A 6,000-nucleotide genomic window follows, 5' to 3' on the forward strand; every position below is an offset into this window, starting at 1 on the left:
CGGAAGAGGTAGGGCAGAGGCGATGCTCGGAGGGAGCGGCCCCTGCAATCGCAATGGCGTTCCGCTGAGCGACCGGAACGGCAAGAAGCTCAAGCAAGGCTTGAGGCGGACGATGATGACGTGGCTGGCGCTAGCCAACGCAGTTATGATGTCCATCTGTTCGTCCCTATGTCGAGACGTCCGTGGCCACGCTTCTGTGCCGACGCGAAGCGGGTGATGCGTGTCCAAGACCTGACAATGGCAGAAAACATGTCGCGACTAATACAACCGGCTATCTGAGCGCCCCGGAAGCTTTTTAAGTATAATCAGCATTTACTGCACGCCGAGCTCGTTGGCACGACCTTTGCGAATTAACTTTCAGCAACACTGAGTGAAGGCTGAATGCACGCAGATGCGCAAGACGAGCGATGCTCTCCCTTCGTTGAACCCTCGTGCCACGGTCTCAAAGGGGAACAAGCTTGCCCATAAGGTCACGCAGCCTTTGGCAACAGCTTTGGAGGGCAAGATGATGTTGCGGATGGGGTCACCGGCTCCTTCGATCAAAGTGGAGGACTGGCTGCGTGGCGAGCCCCTTGCGGACTTCCAGCCCGGCAAAGTCTATACCATCGAATTTTGGGCAACTTGGTGCGAACTATGTGCGGCGGAGATGCTCGAGCTGATGCAGCTACAGGAGAAATACAAGGACAGCGGACTTGAGGTCGTCGGGATCGCGGCTGATGAAGACGCTCCAACGGCCGTCGAGGCCCGGACCAAGTTGGACGCGTGGTTGGCCGAAAAGTGCCCGGATCTGAATTATCGGATTGGGTTCGACTTCACAGGCGAAATGAAGAAGCTTTGGAGGGAACCCAGCTTTTGCGTCGGGATTCCGACCTCGTTCGTAGTCGACCGAGACGGCTGCATCGCCTTTATCGGTCATCCGAGCCAACTCGGTGAGGTTTTGCCGAAAGTGTTCAACGGCAGCTGGCCTACCAGCAACAAAGCGAAAGCCGCCGATCAGCAGCGGATCGCCACAAGCGAACCCCTGGCGCGCGGACAAGCGCTGAAGAAGCCGATCGATGACAGGTTCTGGGCGGCGGTGAAGCTGGAAGATTGGAAGACGGCGCTCTGGGCGATCGAAGGGGGCATCGCCTTGATGCCGGACGACCTCAATTTCCGCCTGGCCCATGCACATCTGTTGCTTCACAAAATACAAGACATGTGGACCGGCTTGCCCGTGATGCGCCAGTTGGTTCGCGACGCGATCGACAAAAATTCCGAGGATTGGATAGTTTCGGCGCTAGACCAACTTTTCCATCCGGCCAATGACCATTCGCGCCTTCCCCCTGCTGAGCGCTTCGCGATGGGCAAGGAGCTGTCCGAACACATCCTGGCGCTGAATCCCCCGCAAGGCGACAGTCCCAAGTTCCGATCTTATCCCGCGGTCGCCCGGTACTATCACGAGAACGGCAACAATGATCGCGCGATCGAGTTGGTCGAACTGGCACTGACGTCGCTGGACGGTCCGGAGCCTATCCCGGCCGAATTGAAAGAGCAGCATCTGTCGGATTTGCTGCAGGCCCTCGCCAAGTACAGGGGTGGGAAGGCTTGTTGCGGCGCTCTCTTTGCCGCTGCGCAAAACAGTTTCCCGAAGGTGCCAAAGCGCGGTCGGCCGAGGAAGAAAGATAAAAAAGGGTAATTGGTCGAAAGGGCTTACTGGCCACTTCGTCCATTTCCCTGGCGTGACCGCAGCAAGGAGGTCCATGCAGCACTTGGTCGATCGTTTGCAGCAGGATCGAGGCTCGAATCTTCATGGCCTCCCGCATTGCGGCGGAAGCGATGTTCGACGCGAATTCGCGTGGAAGACTTCGCAGTCGAGGACGTGTTCAAAGTCGGCCCGAGGGACATCAATTGCGTGGAACCAGCGGGGCCGAGCCATGCGTCGGCTGCGCAAGTGTGCCCGAAGTAGGCGTCCCAGAAAACAGACATCGTGCTTCGAGGAAGAGGACTGAAGGAGGAGAAGGCGAAATGTCTGATGCCGCGGTCAGCCCGGCTGCCAACGAGGACGAGGCGGCTCTTGCCACCCCGTTCGTCAAATGCCTGGTGCGGCTGATCCGTGCTCAAGCCTTCTGCTCATGGGAAGGCAAATCGGACGCCGAACTGCTGGCGAACTTCATCGTCACCAGAAAACAGCGCGGTGCGATGCCTGTCATCGGCGATCCCCAACCGGACGCGCTGTGGAGGCTCGGCACGTTCCACACCGCCGTCGGGCTCGCGATCGAGAAGCGCTCCGGCCTTATGACATCGCCAATGACAAACATGAAAGCTAGGGGGCTGCGGACGATTGCGTTTTACGGCCGGGCGGTTGGGTCGCTCTGTCGAGACATCCACCCGGTTCGGCTTCAAGACGCTCGGGCAGCTGCGGAGGCCGGTACGAAACTGATCGATGATCCGACTGCGGCCATCGAAGCCTATCCCGACGTGGCACGGGCGTGAAGAAACCGATCGGGGAAGGATCTATGTCAAAGCTAGATGAGATGGGGACGAAAGTCCGAAAGCTTCAGCTGCGCGCGGCAATTGCCAAGATGAAATTGCACGACCTTGCAGAGGATCTCCCGGGAAAATCGACCGAGATAGAGGAAGTTGCCGAGCAAGCGTCGGCCGTTTTTGCCGAGTTGGATGGTGCCAGGAGAGAGCTCGCTGCCATGAAGAAGTTACTATGAGGAGCACATTCACCACCCGCGACGGCTCCGGATGGATGCCGGAATATCTCACCGCTATAGACGGCACGACCTGCATCGGCTGCGGCCGCTGTTTCAAAGTCTGCTCGCGCGAAGTCATGCATCTTTACGGCGTCGACGACGCGGGTGAAGTCCTCGGCGCCTGCGACGGCGAAGACGACGATTTCGATGGCGAGCTCAATCGCATGATCATGGCCGTCGATCATCCTGGCCGCTGCATAGGCTGCGGAGCCTGCGCCCGCGTCTGCCCGAAGAACTGCCAGACCCATGTTGCGGCCGACAATGTCGCTGCATGATCTGGTGGACAATCCAGGAGAACGGCATTGCCCTTAAGAATATTCTGTCGCGTCTTGGGAATAGTCCTTTGCACCACCGCTCTGACCGTCTACTTCGCTTGTTATTCCATCAGCAAAGTAGTCGTCACGATGCTGGCTTGTTCTCTGCTCCTTCAACTGGCTTACTTCGTAAGCGTGCTCCTTCTGATCTGGCGGTCTGGCTTGGTTAGCCGAGCTGGCCAAAGGGCTGAGGATTTCGGCAGTTGCAAGGAAATTGGATCCGAGCCGCCAGACCTTGATGAGGTGACGAATGAATCCGCAGATTTGCTCCAGCGCGATCAAATGCTGGCCATATCGCTGCTGCTGCCTTGAGGCCCCATGACAAGGTCAGTGCTCAAGATAGCGCCACTTTGGACCGACCATCAACATTGAGCAGATACTAGAAGGAATACTGTGCTTGAGAAGTCCATTGGTGACCGCAATCCGGTCATTCTGGTTAGTCCAGGAGATGCAGTTCTTGAATGCCATACGCATTGGTAGCCTCTCGCAGTATGCCGGCGTGCGGTTGCAACTCTCAATGATGAACGAGGCGCTGGAAATAAATGGCATTTTTGGGCGTCGGATAACACAGACGACGAAAAATAAAAGACCCTCTAGAATGACTCGTGCATGGCTAATTCAGCTCCATCGCGTGTTGCCGGAGAGAAAATGCTGGAAAAGTTCGAACGCTATCCGCTCACCTTTGGGCCCACGCCCATCGAGAAGCTCGACCGCCTCTCCAAGCATCTGGGGGGCAGGGCGGAAATCTACGCCAAGCGCGAGGACTGCAACTCCGGTCTCGCATTTGGCGGAAACAAGCTCCGCAAGCTCGAATACATCATCCCCGATGCGATCGTGTCAAATGCCGACACGCTTGTCTCCATCGGCGGCGTGCAGTCCAACCACACGCGGATGGTCGCCGCGGTCGCCGCCAAGATCGGCATGAAATGTCTCCTGGTTCAGGAGAGCTGGGTACCACATGAGGACGCCGTCTACGACCGGGTCGGCAACATTCTCTTGAGTCGGGTCATGGGAGCAGAAGTGCGCCTTGTCGACAAGGGCTTCGATATCGGCATCCGCCGCAGTTGGTAACAGGCGCTCGATGAGTCAAGTCAAGGGGCGGCAGGCCCTACGCGATACCGGCCGGGGCGTCAGTTCACAAATATGGCGGGCTTGGGTACGTCGGGTTCGCGGAGGAGGTGCGCGCCCAGGAAAAACAGCTTGGGTTTGGCTTCGACTACATCGTCGTTTGCACGGTCACGGGCTCGACGCATGCCGGCATGCTCGACGGGTTCGCCAAGGACGGTCGACAGCGCAACGTACTCGGTATCGATGCCTCCGCCACCCCCGCAAAGACCAAGGCGCAGGTGCTAAAGATTGCTCAACATACAGCGGAGCTCGTCGATTGCGGAACGGAACTTGTCGAGGATGACGTGGTGTTGCTCGAGGACTACGCATACCCGCATTATGGCATTCCGTCCGAGGAAACGAAGGAGGCCATCCGCCTGTGTGCGCGGCTCGAGGGTATGATTACCGATCCCGTTTATGAGCGCAAATCGATGCAAGGGATGATCGACCTCGTCCAGAAGGGCTTGTTTCCGGAGGGATCGAGGATCCTCTACGCGCATCTCGGCGGCGCGCCGGCTATCAACGGGTATGGTTACACCTTCCGCAACGGCTGACGCTCGACAAGCTTGAAGGCGAAGTCTTTGTTTTTCATTAGCCTGTGGCACTTGGAAGTTATTCCAGGATGCTCATAATTAATTGCGATATCAGGCCTGCCACGCCCTGGCCATGGAGCCCAACGCCTTCGGACGCCGGACCTCCTTTGCTATCCTTTTGCGTGTTCGTCGTTTCAGATCGTGAGGCTAACGTTGTAATCGGTCAGGAAATCCTGCAAGGTCAGGATATTCTCTATCCCCTTGAGGTTGTCGGTCGCATTGAGCAACGCGCGAGAACTGTCGACCGACAACAGCGGTGCCACTGCCGCATTGCGGTCGTTCAGCAGCGCGGTGAACCGCGTGCGCAGCATTCTGTCATAGGTGGGATCCTGGATAGCCGGGTACGCGCTCTTCACTCGCTGCACCACCGACAGCGGGAGCAGGTCCGCGGTGGCGGCCCGCAGTAGACTCTTCTCGCGCCCGTCGAAAGTCTTGTAGGCCCATGGAGTGCCGAAGACGTACTCAACAAGCCGTGGTCGCAGAAAGGGACCCACACCTCGAGGCCCAAAGCCATGCTCATCTGGTCCTTGCGGTCGAGCAGCGTCGGCAGCTGATGGATGGATGGATGAGAAAGAGGTAGCAGACCTCGCGCATACGACGCTCGTGCGGATCGGCCGAGGCCGGCCCGGTCAGGGCGGGTACTTCCGGAAGTGCCCTGCGGTACTGCTCGTCGAGGTAGCCGGGGAGGTCGAGTTTCTTGACCAGTCCGGGGTCTAGGGACCGCCGTACGTTCGCGGGATCGTGGAAAAACCAGTAGTCGCCGAAAAGCTCGTCGGCCGACTCCCCAGACAGGGCCACCGTCGAGTGCTGCCGGATGGCCCGGAAAAGCAGATAGAGCGAGCTATCTAAGTTGCCTAAGGTCAACGGCAGGTCGCGGGCGTGGAGAGTGGCGGCCCGCACGTTCGGGTCCATGAGTTCGTGCGCGGACAACATGATGTCCGTGTGGTCGGTACCAACGTATTTCGCGACCTCCTGCACATACGGCCCGTCGGGTGTGGGGCGCCCCGGGCCGGGGATAAAGTGTCAGTGTAGCCGACGAAGTCGACGGCGAAGGACCGGATCCGTTCGTCGCTCAAGCGCGCGGCCAGTGCGGTGATGGCCGAGGAATCAAGCCCGCCCGACAAGAGTGTGCACAGCGGCACGTCGGCGATGAGCTGCCGCTGGATTGTGATTTTTCGTGGAATGAGGACCCTGTTTGAGGGGTGATTTTCGTCCAAACGGGGCTCTGACTCACATTTGATGATTTTC

General features: G+C 58.5%; 7 protein-coding genes and 2 pseudogenes. 6 read left to right on the forward strand and 3 right to left on the reverse strand.

Going from position 1 to position 6,000, the window contains the following annotated elements:
- Positions 1 to 505 precede the first annotated feature (505 nt).
- The 6 genes and pseudogenes from NKJ01_RS30095 (at position 506) to NKJ01_RS30120 (ending at position 4,713) form a co-directional block, all read left to right on the forward strand.
- The gene (locus NKJ01_RS30095) at positions 506 to 1,675 is read left to right on the forward strand and encodes a TlpA disulfide reductase family protein (protein ID WP_352733720.1); all 1,170 of its coding nucleotides are present in this window, start codon (positions 506 to 508) and stop codon (positions 1,673 to 1,675) included.
- A 329-nt stretch (positions 1,676 to 2,004) separates the two neighbouring features.
- Positions 2,005 to 2,472, forward strand: a complete 468-nt coding sequence (locus NKJ01_RS30100) for a DUF269 domain-containing protein (protein ID WP_352733715.1) — start codon at positions 2,005 to 2,007, stop codon at positions 2,470 to 2,472.
- 23 nt (positions 2,473 to 2,495) lie between these two features.
- Positions 2,496 to 2,699: a CCE_0567 family metalloprotein gene (locus tag NKJ01_RS30105; RefSeq protein ID WP_031355628.1), complete on the forward strand. Its 204-nt coding sequence runs from the start codon at positions 2,496 to 2,498 to the stop codon at positions 2,697 to 2,699.
- A complete protein-coding gene (fdxB, locus tag NKJ01_RS30110; protein ID WP_352733716.1) occupies positions 2,696 to 3,013 on the forward strand; it encodes a ferredoxin III, nif-specific in 318 nt (105 codons plus the stop codon). The genes NKJ01_RS30105 and fdxB overlap by 4 nt, the downstream gene beginning before the upstream one ends.
- A gap of 54 nt (positions 3,014 to 3,067) precedes the next feature.
- Positions 3,068 to 3,364, forward strand: a complete 297-nt coding sequence (locus NKJ01_RS30115; protein WP_352733722.1) for an exopolysaccharide production repressor protein — start codon at positions 3,068 to 3,070, stop codon at positions 3,362 to 3,364.
- 336 nt (positions 3,365 to 3,700) lie between these two features.
- Positions 3,701 to 4,713: pseudogene (locus NKJ01_RS30120) on the forward strand (1-aminocyclopropane-1-carboxylate deaminase).
- 173 nt (positions 4,714 to 4,886) lie between these two features.
- Here NKJ01_RS30120 and NKJ01_RS30125 read toward each other — a convergent pair.
- From NKJ01_RS30125 to NKJ01_RS30135, 3 genes and pseudogenes are all read right to left on the reverse strand, one after another.
- Positions 4,887 to 5,272 (reverse strand): annotated as a pseudogene (locus tag NKJ01_RS30125) (asparagine synthase-related protein).
- Positions 5,269 to 5,730 carry an asparagine synthase-related protein gene (locus NKJ01_RS30130; protein WP_352733718.1) on the reverse strand — a complete coding sequence of 154 codons (462 nt, stop codon included), beginning with the start codon at positions 5,728 to 5,730 and terminating at the stop codon, positions 5,269 to 5,271. The pseudogene NKJ01_RS30125 and the gene NKJ01_RS30130 overlap by 4 nt, the downstream one beginning before the upstream one ends.
- Positions 5,613 to 5,969: an asparagine synthase-related protein gene (locus NKJ01_RS30135; RefSeq protein WP_352733724.1), complete on the reverse strand. Its 357-nt coding sequence runs from the start codon at positions 5,967 to 5,969 to the stop codon at positions 5,613 to 5,615. Before NKJ01_RS30135 ends, NKJ01_RS30130 begins: the two co-directional genes overlap by 118 nt.
- Positions 5,970 to 6,000 lie beyond the last annotated feature (31 nt).

Source organism: Mesorhizobium sp. M0276 (assembly GCF_040321755.1).
Classification (GTDB): Bacteria; Pseudomonadota; Alphaproteobacteria; order Rhizobiales; family Rhizobiaceae; genus Mesorhizobium.